The following is an 18,817-nucleotide window of genomic DNA, read 5'->3' on the forward strand; positions in this document are numbered from 1 at the left end:
TATCGTAATCAATGAAAAATAATGTTACTTTGATCACAAAAGACCATTAATAAAATTAAAACTATTATGCAAAAAAATCCTGCTCCAGCACTCGTCTTATGGATTATCGCAGCCCATATCTTTATGGGTGTTGTCGCTTATGAGTGGCTACCGGCAACCTATCGAGGAAGTTGGATTTTCTTACTATTATTGGTGATTGCTGGCGCATACTTAAACATCGGTATGGCATTAATACTGGGTTTAGTGGCATTTATAGGAATTGCCTTTTATTTCTTTCTTGATCTCGCCAATCAAACTTATATTGAACGACAACTACTTCTGTTATTTGTGGCCCCCCTAGCGCCTATTTTTCTAAGTGCGATCCGCCACAATATTAAAAATGCTTTAGCCTCTTATCGTGCCATTCAAAGTTATGACCGAAATTATCAACATGATATTTTACCGTTAACCGCACTCAAGCACTTTCAGGACCAACTTAAAAAATTATTACAACTGACTCATAAAGATCATTATGAAGTGATCAGTATTCAAATTACAAACACGGTGCTCATTCGAGAAATGCTTGGTGAAGATATTTGGAAAGAAACTCAAAATAAGATTATGACGATCCTATCCACTGAGGGTGATAGCGTTATCTATCATTTCATTAATGAAGAATTAAGTGAAATAAAAAGTATCGTAATTCATGAAAATCAAATGGATGAGCAACACCCTACGCCACACTTTATACAACAACTACAAGAGCTGAGTGTTTTAAAACTTAAAATCGAACAACATACAGAATACTTATCACCAATAGACCGAGAGGTGCCCTGATGTCAGTGCTTCTTAATATTTGCGGTCTGCTGGTTGCAACTGAGTATTATCCAGATACGACTCTACAACAACTTTATCAGGAGTATTATCACTGCTCGATTCAACCTGCAAAATCTGAGTCAAGTCCACACATTCAATCTTCTGAAATGATTTCAGAGATCTTTGCTCAGCCTGCAACATGGTGGCCTGTTTTTACAGCAGATCAACTCCAATCGAATAGTTTTAAAGAACTCATCGCTAAAGGCGTGAAACCAGGCGTTATTTTACCTGATGAGTATTTTAGCTTTTTAACCTACTATCGAATTAAAAAAGCAGTCAATGATGGCGCTATTCCGATCGCCCTCTTTCAAATGGAACATACGAAGTACTTTTCTGCCAAAGCAACTTTTTCTACTGCAATAGGTTTAAGACCATTAGCCACATTGATTGAAACAGGTTGGGATGAAAACTTAATTTCACAACCTGCAGGTAGTTATATTATTCAATCGGATAACAAACAAATCCTGCCAATACCTGCGCGTAAGATCCAGCATCATCAGCACTATTTTTATCAAGCCAATCATAACTATACTCAGACCTCTGGCTATCAAATTTTAATTAATCCTCCAGCACACTTGCCTGTGAGTACCATAGAATATCCCCAATTGGGAATATCATGGCGTTTTGGTCGTGTTGATTACACCAGCACCCCTGACGGAGTTGAGACGAATCTGTTCGGTTATTTCTTAATTGCAATCAGTACTGTTGTGATTCCGTTTGACTATCTTTTTTCAACCCATTTCCCAAGTTTATTAAGTAGTTTTGGTAGTTCTGTTTCTTGGATTTCACTGTTACTTGGTGGGTCATTACTCTTGATTTTAATCATCTCTATCATTCGTAGGAGAAGACTCAATGCCCGCGATTGATATTCTATTTTTATTTGGTTTTCTTGGTATCTGGATTCCTCAAGCTTTTTGGGCATGGTTAAGTTATCAAGCATGGAAATACTCAAAAAATGCAGCCAAAGAGTTAGAAAATTTGCCTGTGCCCGCCGAGTGGCCAATGCTCAGCGTCTTGATCCCAGCCTATAACGAAGGTGTGGTGATTGAAGATACACTGCATGCCATTGCACAACAAGACTACCCTGCACATGCCTATGAGGTGTTATTAATCAATGACGGCTCTAAAGACAATACCCTTGAGATCGCTGAACGCATGGCGGAGATTTATCCGTGCATTAAAATTGTGAATGTGCCTAAGGGGATGGGAGGCAAAGGTAAATCTCGGACCTTAAACAATGGTTTGCCACATGCAAAAGGTGAATTAATTATTGTCTATGATGCGGATAGTACACCCGAACCAGATTGCGTTCGACTATTGGCTCAAACCTTATTGGCAGATAAAAAACTAGTTGCCGTCAATGGCAAAGTGCGCACACGAAACTGGCGGGATAGTATTTTGACTCGCTTTATTGCCATCGAGTTTATTTTCTTTCAATGGATCTTCCAAGGTGGTCGATGGCAACGTTTTGAATTATCGACCTTGATGGGAACCAACTATGTCATATGGCGTGATGCACTAGAAACATTGGGAGGATTTGATGAAAAATCATTGGTTGATGACACTGAAATGAGCTTCAGAATTTTTCTAGGGCAAAAGCGAATCAAATGGGTACCTTATGCTGTAGGTTGGCAACAAGATCCTCCATCACTGAGTGTTTTTGTTAAACAACGGTCGCGTTGGACTCAAGGTAATTTCTATGTAACCAGTAAATATCTACCGATTGCATTGAGGAAACCTTTTCCAATTGGTATCGAAATTTTCAACAACATTATGTGTTATGTCTTGTTCGTACCTGCGCTGATTTGGAGTCATATCACTCTAACACTTGGCTTACTTGGCATAGCGGGAATCACCTTACCCGGACCATTTACAGTGTTATGGGCATTGTCATTTTGTCTATATGTCGCACAAATGTGGTTCACCCTATCGCTTGAAAGAGTTAAACCCCAACTTTATTTCTTTTCAGTTTTATCTTACATCACTTATTCACAAATCTTTTTATTCATTGTATTTAAAGCAGGCTATGACATGCTAAAAAATAAGATTCAAGGGAATTCACTGCAATGGTACAAAACTGAACGTAGCAAAGAGAGAAAATAAATGAAAAAAAATCGACTCAACCATCCTGTTTTCAAAATCCTGTTAGCAAGTGCGACTCTCTCTTTGCCCGTATTTGCTCTAGCAGATTCATGGAATACGTGGCAATTTGATAATATTAATACGTCAAACAAATACACAATCGAACCACACTACTTTTATGTTGGTAAAGGTTCCGAATGGCAAAGTATTCGTTTTAGTAGTGACTATTCGACTGAACATTTCACCACTCTACTGGTTAAATACGACGATAAGCTGATTTATAACACGGTGTTAAATGGAGATGGCCAACTCGAGTTTAATATCCCAGCTGCTGAAAGTGGTTTTCATCGTTTAGATTTTATTTTACAGCAATATTCACCACGCACCTCACCGGCAGCTGATCGTACAACCTTCTGTAGTGAAGATGTTGATCAAGTCACTTATTTAAGTAATTCAAAAATTGACTATGCAAGACATCGACCAATTTATCGCTTAAAAGATTTACCTGATGCACTATTTAATCCACAGGTCGTTAGACCGAAACCTTTTGTAGGCGTGCTCAAATTCAACCCAGCCAATGTCAATGAAGCCTCGATGCTTGGTCGTCTAATGAATGCATGGGGATCTGTTACCCCTGTCCAATGGTACGAACAAAACCCACCAACAGATCAAGCTGCTGACTTCACAATCGAAATTTCGAAATCAACCACGCCAATACCTCAAGGAACCTTAGTTCAGATTAGTTCTGAGAATAATGTTCCAACATTACAAATCAAATATGATCATCCACAAAAACTTGCTGCAGCCATTAACGGCTTACTCAATTCAAATTACTTACAACAACTAAATACTTCAGCCACTTTTCTACCAGATAAACTCGCAGCACCAACTTGGGCTAAAATCAAACAAATCAATACGCTTTCAGATTTAGGCATCAGTGATTTCCGTTTGAACCAAGCAGAAAAAAATCTGTTCCTCAACTTCCCTGCTGTTTGGCAACCGACAGATATTTTACAAGGCCAAATTGCATTACGTGTTCAAAGTGGTTTATTGGAAGGCTCTAATATCACCACTTGGATTGATGGTGGATTGGCAGGCAGTTTGAAAACTGCTGGATTAGATTCAGATCCTGTAAATCGTCAATTTAACTATTTTGCAAAAACCATTTCTAATAGCACCTCATTTCACCTAAAACTTGAAAATTCTGTCATCGTAAACTCGCAATGTTTACCTACGGCAAAAGGCTCTTTATGGATTGACACTGAAAAATCCACAGTCAAATTACCGCATAAACTCAAAAATGGTGTGGCATCACTATCGATGGCATTTGCCACACATCCAACCATTGCGATTGATGGCGAACCTGGTAGCTTAGAAATTGCGCTAATTTTGAGTCAAACAGCCAAACGGATGCTCCTGACCAATGACCCAGTGCCATTGAATTTCGTCAAATTTGATCCAGCAAAGCCCGAATTAATTAATGTTCAAGTCAATCCTAATATTTATCGCCAGCAAGTCTCTATGCATCGAGATACTGTTTATGCACCTGCTGCAGCTAAGGGCTTTTTAGTGAGTTTTCATGAACAGCGTTTTGACATATTGACAGATTCCATTGAAGGTGCTCAAAATTTCACTAAATTTTGGGAGAAAATTCAACAAAACATTCCTAACAATGCTAGTAAGATTTTAGTAACGCAAAACGGTCAAGTCTTTACTTTACAAAAAATTATTGTCGGTAATCAAAAAGCACCTCTGGTTCAACAATCATCTTTCTTTATCTTGGTTGTTATCATTTCTGCTATTATGATTTTGGCAATCTTGCTTTGGTACTGGCGAAAAAAACCGAATGCTAAAAATAAGGCAGAATAATTTCAAACTCATTATTGTTTTCTTTTTTTCAACCATAATTTTTTTGGGCGGCTGCATACATTTTTCTCAATCTGGAATGCAGCCTGCTCATATTGAAGGAATCTTTTGGCAACCAGATTTAGATACCACCCCTCCCAAAGGCAACTGGGATCTCCTTGGCGTTTCAACATTTGTTCCGCAATGGTCAATTGTTCAATCCAAATCTTGGCTTGATCATGACACAGGTTTTGCAAAATGGGATAAGAATATAAATCTTCAACAGCTAAACCAAAATGCATGGGCGTCCGAGATTATCTTAGGTTTAGCTGGCGAATATGATGAAAAGCTGGCACGCTCCCAAGTCATGTTACTTGCTCAGAACTCTAAACAACTCATTGCACATACTCAATCTACTCCACTCAAAGGATATTATTTTCCAGTTGAAGCCGATCCAACGTGGTTAGGCGTAGGAATATTAGCTCAAGCGTTAGCGCAACTCCCAAAACCTTTATGGGTGAGCATTTATAGTGCAGATGAAATGCCAACACATTACGATGTATGGTTAAAAAGTTGGTTGCCTGAACATACCAATGTTTTTTTCCAAGATGGCGTTGGTGTCGGCACTCGCTCACCTGAACAAGCACGAATCATCTTAGATGAACTACAACATGAATTTGGTAAAGACAGAATTATTATTGTTTTAGAAGCATTTCGAGCAACCCCAAATGGACACTTTCGAGCAGCCTATCCTTGGGAAATTATCGAGCAATTAAAGGCCTACGAGGGACAAAAAGTTTATATCTTTGATGGTCCTCATTATATGAATCGCATCAATGTATACACAATTGCCTTATGGTATAGGCTTAAATATCGCTCATAAAACAAGGCTGTTTTCACTGAGACAGCCTAAATCTTAGAAACTCCTATAAAATACCAGTTCCGTTCGAGTGTTATTATAGCGATCTTGTCCATTCGCCAACGCATCTTTGAAATAGTGACCATATAAACGCTCGACACGTACTTTTACAGGCACATAATTAAACGGTTGCCACGCAACACCAGCACCGTATTCAAATAAATTATTATAATTTTCACCTTCAGAATCTGCCAAAGCATGTAATTTGGCATAAGCTTGTACCGTACCCGTTTCACCTCGGTAAACATTAAAACCTGAGCGTAATCTTAAATCTGCAATGACGTTATAATCTTCGCGTGAATAACTAGCCACGTTACCATACAGATCGGTAAAATAATCATTCCAAACCGTGCGATTTTCTACACTCGGATTTGCGTACCATTCTTGATAACCTGTTACACCACCAACAACACTCTCACGGAACTTATCTCGATTACGATCAATTAAGTCATAACTACCACCTAATTCTAAATAGGCTCTAATCGGTATATTTAGCCAAGGCTGATAATTTGCCCCTACACCAACCGTCACTGCATTCTCATCAATGATTTCAGGTCGAACTCCACCACGTGATTTGGTATCACGATTTAGATTCATAAAGCCATAAACCTGTGCACGACCATTGTCCAGATTACGTCCATAACGCATTTTTAACGGAAAAATAAAATCGTCGTAGCGAGATTCATAAGACGGTGCGAAATAAATATCTTTGAATACAGGTTTGACTGTCCCACCACTTAAATTCTGTACTGCTTGCTGCGCTTTAGTTGCGATTTCTACATCATTTGACTGGGTCAGCATTTTGAATATTGGTAAAGCTTCTTTATCTCTCTTCAGTTGATTCAACAAATATGCTTCTTGTAGTTTAAGCTGATCGTCCTGAGGTGCAAGTTGCGATGCTTTACGAACACTTTGTAAAGCTTGATCTTGTTTATTCAGACGAATTTGTAAATAAGTCAGACTTTTCCACACTTTAATATCTTGTGGGGTAAGCGCAGCAAGTTCGAGCAAAATTTTTTCCGCCTGCTCAGGCTGCTGTTGTTCTAATTTATAGAACTGATCCCATCGATCATATATTGGATTGCCAGGCTTATAAGCCGCATCCCCCTCTTTCACAAAGTCAGCTTCAGCACTCATAACCGCTTGTAATGGAAACAAAAGGCTTAATGTAAACATGGTATGACTGAGTAATTGTTTTTTTGATTTTTTCATCGCATATCTCAAGTAAATGTTGCCAGTTATAAGTGGATATAATCGTCAGCTTAAATCAATTTAAAATGTTAATTTATTCACACATTATAACTAAATCATTGTTATCATGTCGTTAAAATACGTTATTTTATAAATCGATTCAGCATATGAATCATAGATAAAAATAGTATGCCGCATAAGAAAATAAACACTTTTTAACTTTTTCATCAAAGAGCACAACTATGTCATTTTCACATCATACAGAACCCCATGTGATTCAACGATCAGGTTGGTTGAGAGCTGCAGTCTTGGGTGCAAATGATGGCATTATTTCCGTCACTAGTTTAGTCATGGGTATGGCAGCGAGTGGCGCACATAACCAGACATTATTAGTCACTTGCATAGCAGGCTTAATTGCGGGTGCAACATCAATGGCTGCTGGCGAATATGTTTCTGTAAAATCTCAAGAGGATATTGAAAAAGCCGACTTAAAGTTTGAAGCAAAAGAACTCAAAAAAAACCCACAAGCTGAATTAAATGAGCTTACTCAAATCTATATTGGCAGAGGATTGGACGCCGAATTGGCATTACAAGTAGCAACACAACTCACTGCATATGATGCACTCGCAGCACATGCAAGAGATGAAATCGGTATTCATATAAATACCGCCGCAAACCCAATTCAAGCTGCGCTTTCTTCTGCAGCTGCTTTCTCATGCGGTGCAGCCTTACCGATGCTCGCAATTCTATTAAGTGCTGAAAATTATGTCTCGCAAACCGTTATGTTCACAGGCATTTTGTCTTTAGCATTGTTAGGTGCACTTTCAGGCTATGTTGCGAGAACATCAATGTTGAAAAGCAGCTTAAGGATTACCATTTGGGGGATTTTAGCTATGTTGTTCTCAAGTTGGATCGGCTCACTGTTTAATGTTCATCCACTTTGAGTACTCTCTTAGATCATTTCTTTGTTCAAACACTTATTAGCTAATGTTAATTAATTAACATAAAAATCTAAAAGCAAAATATTCCTCACAAGTCTAAAGCTTTTTTTACCATTTGGATGTATGATCAAAGAGAACTCGACATCATAAAATGAGCGAAGGCCAATTTATGAATAAAGTCTGGAAATATCCAATGTAGAGAGCGGTTTTGATACATCGACTTGGGATATGGTTTGCTTTTGCGACCATCACACTACAAATTGCTGTTTTTCTGCAGCCTCTTTTGCCAGAGAAATTTCAAATTTCTCCTGCATGTGAGACTGTCGTGCATTTGTCAACCCAGTCTCGACATCATCACGGTATACAAAACTCATCAATCGTTTCTCGATCTCATTCTGAACACCATCATAGCAGCACGGTTGATCATGTCACATCCGATGCTATAGATCACACTCATCAACATGATATCAATCATCAATGCCCGTTTTGTTTCTTCTATGGACAACTGGTCGTACCACCAACATTAGGTGTCAAAGAAGTATTTGTCCGTATACAAGTGCGTTACGTGCATTTACAACAGCTTTTCCTTAGCTTCTTTTTCGATTTACAACGTCTTTTTCTGCTGCCCCAAGGGCGAGCACCACCACTCTCCTTTTCAATTAATTAGCGTTTAGTACGATTTATTGAAAAGTGAGTAACCTATGTTTTTTAAAACTTGTTTTGTTGTTTGGCAGCAAAAACTGGCGATTTTTATCGCAGATAAATCTCTGTATCTCAGTGTTCTTCAACAACCGTTTTGGTCTGTATCGGAGGCTTCGTGATGGACTTAGGTTTAACCGCATTAGAGTTGGCACGTGTCCAATTCGCATTTACTGTTTCGTTCCATATTATTTTTCCAGCAACATCGATTGGACTGGCATGCTTTCTTGCCGTTTTAGAATGGAAATGGCTGAAAACTCATAACCCTATTTACCAAGATCTCTATAAATACTGGCTCAAAATCTTTGCTGTGACCTTTGGTATGGGGGTCGTTTCAGGTGTAGTAATGAGCTATCAGTTTGGTACAAACTGGAGTGAATTTTCACGAATTGCAGGAAGTGTCACTGGTCCATTACTAACCTATGAGGTGTTGTCTGCCTTTTTCTTAGAGGCTGGATTTCTCGGGGTGATGCTGTTTGGATGGGGGCGTGTAAGCGAAAGAGCTCATTTCTTTGCCACCTTAATGGTCGCAATCGGCACCTGTATTTCCATGTTTTGGATCCTATCATCCAATAGTTGGATGCAGACCCCTCAAGGCTTTGCAATAGAAAATGGCATTATTGTCCCCAAAGACTGGTTTGCCATCGTTTTTAATCCATCATTCCCTTACCGATTTGCACACATGGCTGTCGCTGCATTTTTAGTTTCTGCTTTAGTCGTTGCCGCAACAGCAGCATGGCATTTATTACGTGGTCGTCGTGATGCATTGGTAAAAAAATCATTTTCCATGGCAATGTGGATGATCTTATTTGCAGCACCTGCACAAGTCATTATTGGCGATCATCATGGTTTGAATACATTAAAACATCAACCAGCTAAATTAGCTGCAATGGAAGGACACTGGGAAACCAATGTCAACGAACCTATGCCGCTTTATCTATTTGGTATCCCCGATATGCAAGCTGAAACCACTAAATATGCAGTAGGTATTCCATATTTAGGAAGCTTGATCCTTACCCATAGCCTTGATGGTGAAGTTAAAGGATTGAAAGAGTTTGCTCCCAAAGATCGTCCAAATTCAACGCTGGTATTTTGGAGTTTTCGCATCATGGTGGGGCTAGGCACACTCATGGTTTTACTTGCCGTGATCGGGTTAATCCTCCGCAAAAAAGATCAAATTTATGAGAAAAAATGGTTCCATAAATTTGCCCTCATCATGGGACCGACAGGTTATATCGCCTTACTGGCAGGTTGGTTCACAACTGAATTAGGTCGTCAACCTTGGGTGGTCTATGGTGTGTTACGCACAGAAGATGCGTTATCAAGTGTTTCTGCAAGTCAAGTTGGTCTCACCCTGATCATCTTCGTGGTGGTATACACCATCGTATTTGGTACTGGGATTTATTACATTCTCAAGCTCATGTACAAAGGTCCACAATTCATTCATACCCCAGTCCAAGATTCTGGTGGTGTTGGGCATTTTAAAACACCAATGCGTCCGCTGAGTGCTGTTGATGAAAGCCTCGATAACAACGACCAGAAGAAAGGAGAATAACATGTTCGATATTCCTCTTATTTGGGCAATGATTATTGCTTTGGGCGTATTAATTTATGTCGTACTAGATGGGTTTGACCTCGGTATCGGGATTCTATTTCCCTTCATCAAAGGTCAGCAAGAACGTGATGTGATGATGAATACCGTTGCACCCGTGTGGGACGGCAATGAAACATGGATGGTGCTTGGCGGCGCTGGTTTGTTTGCTGCCTTCCCAATCGTATATGCAACCGTATTATCCGCACTCTATATGCCGATTACCCTGATGGTGATTGCACTCATTTTTAGGGGCGTTGCTTTTGAGTTCCGCTTTAAAGCGAATCGCTCCAAAGCACTTTGGGATATGGCTTTTATTTGGGGATCTACACTTGCCAGCTTCCTGCAAGGCGTAATTTTAGGTGCCTATATTCAAGGTTTAAAAACGGAAAATGGTATCTATGTTGGGGGAAGTTTGGACTGGCTAACACCTTTTTCACTGTTTACTGGTCTAGGTGTGGTCGTGATGTATGCAGCGTTGGGATGTGGCTGGTTAATTCTAAAAACAGACCAAGCACTACAAAACAAAATGTATGATCTGATGCCAAAACTGATCTTCACACTATTGGCAATTTTCATTGCGGTAAGCTTATATACCCCATATAGTCAACCTGCCATTGCAGAAAAATGGTTTACTGTGCCACAACTGATCTACTTTAGCCCTGTTCCAATTTTAGTACTGATTTTTAGCTATTTGGCATGGCGTGCTTGTGTAAATAGAAGTGAATATAAGCCCTTTATTTATACTTTAATGCTGATGTTTCTTGCCTACTCAGGCTTTGTCATTAGCTTGTGGCCATACATTATTCCACCGTCTGTCACGATTTGGGATGCTGCGGCGCCAAGAGAAAGCCAAATTTTTGCTTTAGTGGGTGCTGCGATTATGATCCCAATCATTTGGGTCTACACCTTCTGGGGATACTGGATCTTTAGAGATAAAGTACGTATCGGTGACGAAGGTTATCATTGAGGTAAAATCCAATGAAAAAATCACAAATCAAATGGTTTATCGGATTATGGTTAGTTGGTTTTTTAGGTTTGGCAATTATCGCTGGCCTTTTTAAGGCTTTGCTCATGTTGGCTTATCAATAACCTCTAAGTTCTTTTTGGGTGTTTGACTATTCATGAGTCAAACACCTTTTTACATTACTGCTCCATATTTCATTCTGCAATTAAATAACCATTATTATTTGCTATTTTTTAAAAATCTAAGCTATGTTGGATGAAAAGAGATGAGGAATCCAATATGTCGATTTTAGAATTATTAGAAATAAAACATCCTATTTTTCTAGCACCTATGGCTGGTGTGTCTACACCTGAACTTGCGGCCGAAGTTTCCAATCAAGGTGCACTCGGATCTCTAGGTCTTGGTGCCAATACACCGGAATCAGCAAAAGAACTCATCTTAAAAACTCAACAGCTCAGTGACCATCCATTTCAGGTCAATTTCTTTTGTCATCAACCAGAACCATTAAATCCACAACATGAACAACAGTGGATTGAATATTTAACCCCAGCATTCAAAAAATTTGATGCTCAGCCACCAACTCAACTCAAGTGTATTTACCCCAGCTTTCTAGAAAATGACGATTTTTTAAATGTGGTATTAGAGACCAAACCTAAAGCTGTCAGTTTTCATTTTGGGATTCCTCATACTCATCAAATTAAAGCGCTCAAAAATGCAGGCATTATTACGATGGTGTCTGCAACAAATTTGATAGAAGCCCAAGCCATAGAAGCTGCTGGTATTGATTTAATCATTGCGCAAGGCATTGAAGCTGGTGGACATCGTGGTATTTTTAATCAACATTTTGATGCGGCAATCAAAACCAGTGATTTGGTCGAATTACTTACCCAACACTGTTCACGACCGATCATTGCTGCTGGAGGCATCATGAATGGTGATCAGGCAAAAAATATGCTAAAACGTGGCTCAAGTGCAGTACAACTGGGGACGGCATTTGTACAATGTAAAAGTTCAAGTGCAAATGCTGCATATCGTAAAGCGCTGTTTAGCCAAAGCATTACACAAATAAGTGCGAGTTTATCTGGTCGCCCAGCACGTGGTTTATTGGGCACATGGCATACGCAAATCGATGCACCGAATCGACCAAAGGTCCCTGCTTATCCATATACTTATGATTTGGCAAAACAATTAATGAGCATCGCAAGTCAGCATCAAGATTATAGTTATGGTGCATTTTGGGCAGGAAGTAATGTGTCACAGATTCGCGAATTAGAAGCAGCCGATTTAGTCAATCAACTGATTGTAGAAATGACCACACGCTAAATTTCCACAAAAAAATCGACCTAATTAGGTCGATTTTTTTACTCAATTATTTAATCGCTTCTAATAACTTCTGCTGTGCATTATGAGGGGTTTCCCCTTCAGCAAGCTGGGAGCGTACCCAGACACCATCACCTTGTAGCAACCATGCTTGTTGATTGTCTTTAAGATAATTTAACAGACCAAGTTGATAAATTGATTTCTTCAACGCAGGATCTTCAATTGGGAAACACGCTTCCACACGATTAAATAGATTACGATCCATCCAGTCTGCGCTTGAACAATAAATACGAGGATTGCCATTATTGCTAAAATAATAAACACGAGTATGTTCTAAGAAACGACCAACGATCGAACGCACACGAATGTTTTCTGACAGATTTGGCAAACCTGGACGTAAGCAGCAGATAGAACGAATAATCAAATCAATTTGCACCCCCGCCTGAGAAGCTTCATATAATTTGTTGATCAACTGCACTTCCGTCAATGCATTTACTTTAATGATAATTTGGGCTGCTTTTCCTGCTTTTACATTTGCAATTTCATCATCGATAAAGTTGATCAACTGCGCGTGCAAAGTAAATGGTGCATGCAAAAGCTTTTTCGGTTTTGCCATTTTGCCCATTCCCGTGAGCTCTTGGAAAATCCGATGCACATCTTCACAAATATCTTTGTCAGTGGTCATCAAACCATAATCAGTATAAATACGTGCATTGCCTGCATGGTAATTACCTGTGCCTAAGTGCACATAACGTACCAATTTATTATTTTCACGGCGCACAACCAAAATCATTTTTGCGTGAGTCTTATAACCAACGATACCGTATACAACCACCGCTCCCGCTTCTTGTAAAACGTTTGCCACTTCGATATTTGACTCTTCATCAAATCGTGCACGCAGCTCAATCACAGCCGTCACTTCTTTACCATTGCGTGCCGCTTCAGCAAGCACTTGCACGATTTCTGAGTCAGCACCACTACGATAAAGGGTTTGTTTGATCGCCAAAACTTGAGGATCACGCGCCGCTTCGCGTAATAATTGAATCACTGGTGCAAATGACTCAAAAGGATGGTGCAGAAGAATGTCCTGCTTTTGCATCGCAGCAAAAATATTCTCAGACTTTTTAAACGCTCTAGGCAAGATAGGGGTATGTGAATCATAACGTAGATGAGGACGTTTAAAATTAGAAAGTAGACGCGCTAAATTTACCGGTCCATCCACACGGTAAAGCTGCTCTTCATTTAGATCAAATTCATCTAACAAATATTTATAGATATGCTGTGGACAATTATGTGTGACTTCTAAACGCACCGCTCGACCAAAACGACGTGAACTTAATTCACCTTTTAAAGCTTTGGCTAAATCTTCAACATCCTCATTCAGTGCCAAGTCAGCATTTCGGGTGACGCGGAATTGATAACATCCTGTCGCAGTCATACCAGGGAACAAATCTGATACGTGCTCATGGATGATGGCAGATAACATCACATGATGCTCTTTACCATCTGTTAATTCATCAGGTAATCGAACAACACGAGGTAAAGAGCGTGGTGCAGGTACAACCGCTAGATCAATTTGACGACCAAACGCATCCTTACCTTCCAAAGTCACGATAAAGTTTAAACTTTTATTCACTAAGCGTGGAAATGGATGAGCAGGATCAAGGCTAATTGGCGTCAGTACAGGTGCAACTTGTTCTTGGAAATATTTCTTAATCCATGCCGATTGGGCTGGTGTTAATTCACCACGACGTAAAAAGCAAATATCTTCTTCGCGTAACTTCGGCAAAATTTCTTGGTTAAGAATACGATATTGGCGCTCAATTGCAGCATGCGCTGTTTTGGAAATTTGTTCCAACACTTGCTTTGGGGTTAAGCCATCAGGAGTACGACTTTCATTGCCTAATGTTAATTGCTCCATGACCCCTGCGACACGAATTTCAAAAAACTCATCAAGGTTACGTGAAAAGATCAGCAAAAAGTTCATCCGCTCTAACAGGGGATGAAGTGGATCAACTGCTTGTTCCAATACACGAAGATGGAAATCAAGAATTGAAAGTTCACGATTAATATAACGATCGTTGTAACTGTATTCTATTGGCGCTGTTGTCGTCACTGCAGTATTCATACCGAACCTTGTTGCATTATCATTTATCAAGTGATGATTTAAGTATGCTGCAAAATTATGTCAATTTGGTAAAAAAGCCCAAAAATATTGAGCTTTTCTTTTATAAAATAATTCTAATCTGCGGAGATTTTATTCATCTATCACCAAATAAACATTTAAGGCTTCTGCGTCCCATTCATATATTTCAAAATAACACGCTTACGGTATTGTAACTTACGATCATTACGGTTGTTTTGATAATATTTAGGGTTTGGTAGCAATGCAGCTAAAAAGGCTGCCTGTTCGCGCGTTAAACTTTTCGCACTTTTGCCATAATAAAATTGTGCAGCAGCTTCCACACCGTAGATATTTTGTCCGAACTCAACAGAGTTCATATACACTTCTAAAATTCTACGTTTTGACCACATACGTTCCATCATCCATGTTGCGATGGCTTCTTGTCCTTTACGCACAAATGAACGTTTATTGTAGAGGAATAAATTTTTCGCTAATTGTTGTGAAATCGTCGACCCCCCCGCCACAACTTCACCTTTTTTATTATTACGCTCTAAAGCATGCTGAATCCCAGCCCAGTCGAAACCATGATGATGAATAAATTTGGCATCCTCACCCGCCAGAACTGCATGTTTGAAATTATCACTAATTTCATCATAGTCACGCCAATGATGTTGAATCGGTTTTAGATCGGACCAGTAATCTAAACGCATAAACATGGTGGTATTGACAGGATGAGTGCGCCACCAAGCAAGACTACTAAAAATCCACAACTGAATCAGTAAGATCACGCCGATGATCAGCATCACTATACGCGCGAATAAGGCTTTCATTTAAATGCATCACTCCTAGGTGCAAAAAGTCTGCGTCGTATCTACAAACCTTCGATTCATGCTAAGCTATTTTTCATTACAGCAACTCATTTAAGTACATGACTGAAACAACACCACCACAAATTACTCAAAAATTACACGTACATACTTGGTGGTTTACTGCAGCTTTGATTGCTGTCAACGTGAGCCTATTTGGCTGGCAAATCCTCACAGGCGTCGATATTACCGACCCTTCCCCTGTTGATGCAATTGCTTGGGGGGCAGATTTCACACCACTGACCTTTTTAGGTCAGCCAGAACGGCTTTTCAGCAGCATGTTTTTCCATTTCGGAATGATCCATCTCATGCTGAATATGTGGGCATTATACATTTTTGGCAGTATCGCTGAGCAACTGTTTGGTCGTCGCTACTATATTGCACTTTATTTCCTTGCGGGGTTGATGGGGAGCGTTCTATCGAGCTATCTCAGTATCCTAGATGGTTATCAATTACTACAGCATTTTGATCCTAAATATTTACCTAAAATCAGTGCTGGTGCTTCTGGTGCAGTGATGGGATTAGGTGCAGCCCTTACCATTATTTCCGTCTTACCGGTGTTGCCACGACAACGCTTCCTCTTAGATAAGAAATCTTTGCTATTCATTATGGCAATTAACCTCATATTCGGCTTCACAGTTTCAGGGATTAATAATGCTGCCCATATCGGTGGGATGCTCATGGGGGCTGTTTTAGCAACCGCATGGTATCTCAGCCAAAAAACTGGGAAAAAAATAATGTTCCAACTTGGAGCTGTCCTGATTGCAACACTATTGCTATATGGATTTTACGTTTACTGCACAGCATTAGGTCAAACACTACATCCGTTATGGTATGAGATTTTGATTCAAAATAAACTCAATTAAAATCGCTTAAACAATTAAATTGGGCGATCATCTCAAACAAATCACCGCCCAATTTAATCCATTCATTTACATACTACCCTTTCAATATTGACTAAAATCCATCCATTTATTATGCTTTTTTTGTCAAAAACAGATTAGGTTTGGGACGGTTGGCCCATTCCCTCGTTGATACGAGTTCTTCCGTTATTCGACTAACGGCCCATGACGAATAATGTACTCACTTCATGTAGGTACATCTATGACATCAAAAGGGGCACAAAGATGAAACCACACATTTCCATTTTAACGCTTGGCGTTACCGATCTAGAACAATCGCTTATTTTCTACCGTGATGGTCTTGGGCTGCAAACAGAAGGTATTGTAGGTCAGGAGTTTGAACATGGCGCTGTTGCTTTCTTTGATCTTCAACGCGGACTAAAACTCGCAATCTTTGCTCAAGAAGATCTCGCGATTGATGCAGGATTAATTCAGCAACCCATTAGTTCAACCGCCATGTCGATTGGACATAATGTCAGCAATAAAAATGAAGTTGATGAAATTATGGAAACTGCGAAAAAAGCAGGTGCTGTCATCGTGAAACAAGCCCAAAATACTTTTTATGGCGGTTACGCAGGATACTTTCTTGATCCGAATGGTCACCTTTGGGAAATTGTCTGGAATCCACAGATTATGCCACCCTCGGATTGTTGATCAAACGAAGTTTTTTTAAAGCAGATTAGGGTTTAGATGCAAAATAACAGAATATCTTGCATCTAAATCATTACATAATTTTTAAGATTGATTGATTTCCCTCAAGCTCTGCAAAGGTGGAATATCACATAAATAGCTTAGGCGATAACGTCCAATCAAGGTACAAACCAACAGCATACTCAACGGCAGAATTAACCAAATCTCAGGGTGCCATTGGATCGCCATTTGCATTTTATAACTGGCAATCGCACTAATCACCTCAGCAAAAAGACAGGCTACCACACCAGCCAATGCACCAATATAACCGATCTCTAAACTGAGCATCCGTTTCAATTTATTTTTAGCAATTCCAAATGAGCGCATCAACGCGACTTCTTTACGTCGCTCATCCATCAGTACATTTAGACAGGCAATCAACACCAGTAAACCAGATAGTCCCACCAACATTGCCAATACCGTGACAATTTGCACCAACACATTCATCAGTCTTTTCACTTCATCCAAAACGCGTCCCACATCAATAAACACGGTATTTGAAAACTGTTGAATTAAGGACACCATTTTGACTTGGTCCGTAGGAGGTACGTAAAAACTCCCCAGATAACTACCTGCATTTTCATCCATGCTATTTGGCGAAAAAATAAAGAAGAAATTTGGACTAAAGCTCTCCCACTCAACAGTTCTGAGATTGATCACTGTGGCTTGCAACGTTCCTTCAGGCAAACTAAAACTGAGTTCATCGCCGATCTGGATACCTAATTCAGCAGCTAGCTTTTCTTCGACAGAAACTTGATGTGTTTTCGTAAAAACATGCTCACCACTTGTAATGACATTGTCATCCGGAAAATCTGTCGTTTGAGTTAAATTGAGTTCACGGCGTAACGCGTTATTTTGCTCAACCAATTCCGGAGAAAATGCCTCACCATTTTTTGCGATCAATCGTCCCCGAATATTTGGATAAAGTGGTGTGGATTGCCAACCATTTTGTTCAATTTGCTGTTTTAGCAGAGGCATATCAAAAGGTGGTAAACCATAAACAAACTGATTGGGTGTACCTTCAGGCAATTGCTGTTGCCATCGTTGTAATAAATCGGTTCTTAAAACACTGAGCACTGTTATTAAACTTAACCCCAAGGCCAAAGCTGTAATTTGCAAAGCGGTTTGATGAGGAATCCGTACATAGGCAGAGATTGGATGTTTAAGCTGTTTGATCGCTTTTAATAACAGCCAAATCAGTACATAAAGTACAGCACACAAGAACAAGATTGCGGTCAATACCAATAAACTTAGCGTCAAGTTATCACTCAAAACCAAACTAAAAATAACTAAGCTCGTCACTCCTACCGCAAACATTGCAACATAGGATTTACGCGAACGTTCTTGCTGTCGAATCACTCGAATTGGAGGTGTGTTTAGCAACTCCCAAATACTTGGCAAAATAAAACCAATCAGCACCATCACACTGGTAAAAATAGCGACCGGTAAGGCATAAAACAAATCACCTATAGCAAAACTCAATTGTAATTGCGGTATCAACTGCAACATTAACTGCAACAATCCATAACCCAAACCAACACCAATCAAACTTCCGACCATAATCGATAAGGCACTGACCACTGCGAGTAGCACACAATAAGCCACAATGATTTGTTTCTTACTTGCACCCATACAACGTAACAATGCAATATGATCTTGGTTTTGTTGTACATAACGTTGACTGGTTAAGGCAATGGCAATACCGCATAATAAAATTGTCAACAAATTAGCAAGTTGTAAGAAGGTATCCAAATTTTCAATTGGTTTCATCAATCGCGTATTGGATTGACTCGCATCTCGCAATTTTAAAGAACTCGTCTCTTG

The 18,817-nt window shown here is 39.6% G+C and carries 15 protein-coding genes and 1 pseudogene; 12 read left to right on the forward strand and 4 right to left on the reverse strand.

The genetic code is table 11. The annotated features are described in order from the left end of the window. Positions 1 to 66 precede the first annotated feature (66 nt). The 5 genes from F2A31_RS10625 to F2A31_RS10645 are packed head-to-tail and all read left to right on the forward strand — an operon-like array spanning position 67 to position 5,665. Complete coding sequence (locus F2A31_RS10625; protein ID WP_150026356.1) at positions 67 to 816, forward strand: hypothetical protein; 750 nt, start codon at positions 67 to 69, stop codon at positions 814 to 816. Further along, entirely contained in the window at positions 816 to 1,721 is a 906-nt protein-coding gene (locus F2A31_RS10630) for a hypothetical protein (protein ID WP_150026357.1), read from the forward strand. The genes F2A31_RS10625 and F2A31_RS10630 overlap by 1 nt, the downstream gene beginning before the upstream one ends. Then, entirely contained in the window at positions 1,708 to 2,958 is a 1,251-nt protein-coding gene (locus F2A31_RS10635) for a glycosyltransferase family 2 protein (protein ID WP_150026358.1), read from the forward strand. Before F2A31_RS10630 ends, F2A31_RS10635 begins: the two co-directional genes overlap by 14 nt. Then, complete coding sequence (locus F2A31_RS10640; RefSeq protein ID WP_150026359.1) at positions 2,959 to 4,806, forward strand: hypothetical protein; 1,848 nt, start codon at positions 2,959 to 2,961, stop codon at positions 4,804 to 4,806. After that, positions 4,784 to 5,665, forward strand: a complete 882-nt coding sequence (locus F2A31_RS10645) for an alpha-amylase family protein (RefSeq protein ID WP_171490589.1) — start codon at positions 4,784 to 4,786, stop codon at positions 5,663 to 5,665. The genes F2A31_RS10640 and F2A31_RS10645 overlap by 23 nt, the downstream gene beginning before the upstream one ends. A 33-nt stretch (positions 5,666 to 5,698) precedes the next feature. Here the strand turns inward: F2A31_RS10645 and F2A31_RS10650 are convergent, their stop codons facing one another. Further along, positions 5,699 to 6,913 carry a tetratricopeptide repeat protein gene (locus F2A31_RS10650; protein ID WP_150026361.1) on the reverse strand — a complete coding sequence of 405 codons (1,215 nt, stop codon included), beginning with the start codon at positions 6,911 to 6,913 and terminating at the stop codon, positions 5,699 to 5,701. Positions 6,914 to 7,134: 221 nt separating this feature from the next. On the opposite strand from F2A31_RS10650, the gene F2A31_RS10655 reads away from it, so the two are divergent. The 5 genes from F2A31_RS10655 (at position 7,135) to F2A31_RS10670 (ending at position 12,413) form a co-directional block, all read left to right on the forward strand. Further along, positions 7,135 to 7,836, forward strand: coding sequence for a VIT1/CCC1 transporter family protein (locus F2A31_RS10655; RefSeq protein ID WP_150026362.1), 702 nt, complete (start codon positions 7,135 to 7,137; stop codon positions 7,834 to 7,836). 205 nt (positions 7,837 to 8,041) lie between these two features. Next, a complete protein-coding gene (locus tag F2A31_RS15815; protein WP_171490590.1) occupies positions 8,042 to 8,500 on the forward strand; it encodes a DUF2946 family protein in 459 nt (152 codons plus the stop codon). A gap of 153 nt (positions 8,501 to 8,653) precedes the next feature. After that, entirely contained in the window at positions 8,654 to 10,087 is a 1,434-nt protein-coding gene (locus F2A31_RS10660) for a cytochrome ubiquinol oxidase subunit I (protein ID WP_150026363.1), read from the forward strand. Position 10,088: 1 nt separating this feature from the next. Next, the gene (gene cydB, locus F2A31_RS10665; protein ID WP_150026364.1) at positions 10,089 to 11,093 is read left to right on the forward strand and encodes a cytochrome d ubiquinol oxidase subunit II; all 1,005 of its coding nucleotides are present in this window, start codon (positions 10,089 to 10,091) and stop codon (positions 11,091 to 11,093) included. Between the two features lie 276 nt (positions 11,094 to 11,369). Further along, positions 11,370 to 12,413 (forward strand): NAD(P)H-dependent flavin oxidoreductase, encoded by a 1,044-nt coding sequence (locus F2A31_RS10670; RefSeq protein ID WP_150026365.1) that lies wholly within the window; start codon positions 11,370 to 11,372, stop codon positions 12,411 to 12,413. 46 nt (positions 12,414 to 12,459) lie between these two features. Here F2A31_RS10670 and ppk1 read toward each other — a convergent pair whose 3' ends face one another. Next, on the reverse strand, positions 12,460 to 14,538 hold the full coding sequence (gene ppk1 / locus F2A31_RS10675) for a polyphosphate kinase 1 (RefSeq protein ID WP_150026366.1): 2,079 nt from the start codon (positions 14,536 to 14,538) through the stop codon (positions 12,460 to 12,462). Between the two features lie 155 nt (positions 14,539 to 14,693). Continuing rightward, on the reverse strand, positions 14,694 to 15,365 hold the full coding sequence (gene mtgA, locus F2A31_RS10680; RefSeq protein ID WP_150026367.1) for a monofunctional biosynthetic peptidoglycan transglycosylase: 672 nt from the start codon (positions 15,363 to 15,365) through the stop codon (positions 14,694 to 14,696). Positions 15,366 to 15,463: 98 nt separating this feature from the next. Between mtgA and F2A31_RS10685 the strand changes: the two genes are divergently transcribed. Next, entirely contained in the window at positions 15,464 to 16,267 is an 804-nt protein-coding gene (locus tag F2A31_RS10685) for a rhomboid family intramembrane serine protease (protein WP_008940908.1), read from the forward strand. A gap of 261 nt (positions 16,268 to 16,528) precedes the next feature. Beyond that, complete coding sequence (locus tag F2A31_RS10690; RefSeq protein ID WP_005081774.1) at positions 16,529 to 16,957, forward strand: VOC family protein; 429 nt, start codon at positions 16,529 to 16,531, stop codon at positions 16,955 to 16,957. Positions 16,958 to 17,038: 81 nt separating this feature from the next. Here F2A31_RS10690 and F2A31_RS10695 read toward each other — a convergent pair. Continuing rightward, positions 17,039 to 18,814: pseudogene (locus F2A31_RS10695) on the reverse strand (ABC transporter permease); the annotation flags it as partial. Between the last annotated feature and the right edge of the window lie 3 nt (positions 18,815 to 18,817).

Origin of the sequence: Acinetobacter suaedae (genome assembly GCF_008630915.1) — a bacterium.
In the GTDB taxonomy this organism is placed as follows: Bacteria; Pseudomonadota; Gammaproteobacteria; order Pseudomonadales; family Moraxellaceae; genus Acinetobacter; species Acinetobacter suaedae.

Excerpts from the sequence above, each read along its gene's own strand:
- cydB (WP_150026364.1), top strand. The coding sequence starts at position 10,089 with ATGTTCGATATTCCTCTTATTTGGGCAATGATTATTGCTTTGGGCGTA.
- F2A31_RS10670 (WP_150026365.1), top strand. The coding sequence starts at position 11,370 with ATGTCGATTTTAGAATTATTAGAAATAAAACATCCTATTTTTCTAGCA.
- F2A31_RS10635 (WP_150026358.1), top strand. The coding sequence starts at position 1,708 with ATGCCCGCGATTGATATTCTATTTTTATTTGGTTTTCTTGGTATCTGG.
- F2A31_RS10685 (WP_008940908.1), top strand. The coding sequence starts at position 15,464 with ATGACTGAAACAACACCACCACAAATTACTCAAAAATTACACGTACAT.
- F2A31_RS10625 (WP_150026356.1), top strand. The coding sequence starts at position 67 with ATGCAAAAAAATCCTGCTCCAGCACTCGTCTTATGGATTATCGCAGCC.
- F2A31_RS10690 (WP_005081774.1), top strand. The coding sequence starts at position 16,529 with ATGAAACCACACATTTCCATTTTAACGCTTGGCGTTACCGATCTAGAA.
- F2A31_RS10645 (WP_171490589.1), top strand. The coding sequence starts at position 4,784 with ATGCTAAAAATAAGGCAGAATAATTTCAAACTCATTATTGTTTTCTTT.
- F2A31_RS10660 (WP_150026363.1), top strand. The coding sequence starts at position 8,654 with ATGGACTTAGGTTTAACCGCATTAGAGTTGGCACGTGTCCAATTCGCA.
- F2A31_RS10650 (WP_150026361.1), bottom strand. The coding sequence starts at position 6,913 with ATGAAAAAATCAAAAAAACAATTACTCAGTCATACCATGTTTACATTA.
- F2A31_RS10655 (WP_150026362.1), top strand. The coding sequence starts at position 7,135 with ATGTCATTTTCACATCATACAGAACCCCATGTGATTCAACGATCAGGT.
- F2A31_RS10640 (WP_150026359.1), top strand. The coding sequence starts at position 2,959 with ATGAAAAAAAATCGACTCAACCATCCTGTTTTCAAAATCCTGTTAGCA.
- F2A31_RS10630 (WP_150026357.1), top strand. The coding sequence starts at position 816 with ATGTCAGTGCTTCTTAATATTTGCGGTCTGCTGGTTGCAACTGAGTAT.
- ppk1 (WP_150026366.1), bottom strand. The coding sequence starts at position 14,538 with ATGAATACTGCAGTGACGACAACAGCGCCAATAGAATACAGTTACAAC.
- mtgA (WP_150026367.1), bottom strand. The coding sequence starts at position 15,365 with ATGAAAGCCTTATTCGCGCGTATAGTGATGCTGATCATCGGCGTGATC.